This window comes from Micromonospora sp. NPDC005413 (genome assembly GCF_040606435.1).
In the GTDB taxonomy this organism is placed as follows: Bacteria; Actinomycetota; Actinomycetes; order Mycobacteriales; family Micromonosporaceae; genus Micromonospora.
Genome location: NZ_JBEXEV010000081.1, coordinates 1 through 1,039, shown reverse-complemented (window position 1 = coordinate 1,039; position 1,039 = coordinate 1). Strand labels below are relative to the sequence as shown.

Here is a 1,039-nt window from a genome sequence, read left to right as displayed (position 1 = left end):
CTAAGGCGTGTTTCGTAAGTCAGGCTGGCGGGGTCGAGGTCACGGCGTGGCGGTGATCGACAACTGAAGAGGTCTCCGGTATCTGGTTCTGCGACCAAGCAAGAACTTCATACCGGAGACCTCGTGGCCAGCGTAGCGGTGACGAGGCGGCATGACCTGACCGACAGGCAGTGGGCTGTTCTGGCTCCGCTGCTGCCTGCCGCGCCGAGGACGGGTCGTCCGCCGAAGTGGGAGAAACGACAGCTCATCGATGGGATCCGGTGGCGGATCCGGATCGGCGCCCCGTGGCGGGACGTCCCTGCCGAGTACGCGCCCTGGCCCACCGTCTACGGCCTGTTCCGCCGGTGGCAGCGGGACGGGACCTGGGACAAGATCCTGTCGGCGTTGCAGGCCGCTGGTGATGCGCATGGCCGGATCGGTTGGACGGTGAGCGTGGACTCGATGACCAGCCGCGCCCACCAGCACGCCGCCGGTGCCCGCACCGACGGGCATCTGCAGAAGGAACCGCCCGGCGGGGTGCACGACGAGCCGGCCGATCACGCGCTGGGCCGATCGCGCGGCGGGCTGACCACCAAGACGCATCTGGCGTGTGAGCAGGGCCAGAAGGTCCTCTCGATGATCGTGACCGCCGGGCACCGTGGCGACAGCCCGCAGTTCATCCCCGTCCTGCGCCGCATCCGCGTGACCCGCCTCGGCGTGGGACGGCCCCGCACCTGCCCCGACCTGGTCCTGGCCGACAAGGCCTACACCAGCCGCGGCAACCGCGGCCACCTGCGCTCACGCGGGATCAAGGCCTGCATCCCCAGCAAGAGCGACCAGGACGCCCACCGCAAAGCCAAGGGTTCCAAGGGCGGCCGCCCACCCGCGTTCGACAAGGACCTCTACCGGCTACGCCACGCCGTCGAGAACGGCATCAACAGACTCAAACGCCACCGCGGCATCGCCACCCGCTACGACAAACTCGCAGTCCGCTTCCAAGCCGTCCTGACCCTCACCATCATCACCGAGTGGCTCTGACCGGCTTATGAAACACGCCTTA

The 1,039-nt window shown here is 68.1% G+C and carries 1 protein-coding gene; it reads left to right on the top strand.

Translation table 11 applies throughout. The features are described 5' to 3' along the window. Positions 1-123 precede the first annotated feature (123 nt). Positions 124-1,017 carry an IS5 family transposase gene (locus ABZS37_RS32670; RefSeq protein WP_355175460.1) on the top strand — a complete coding sequence of 298 codons (894 nt, stop codon included), beginning with the start codon at positions 124-126 and terminating at the stop codon, positions 1,015-1,017. Positions 1,018-1,039: the final 22 nt, after the last annotated feature.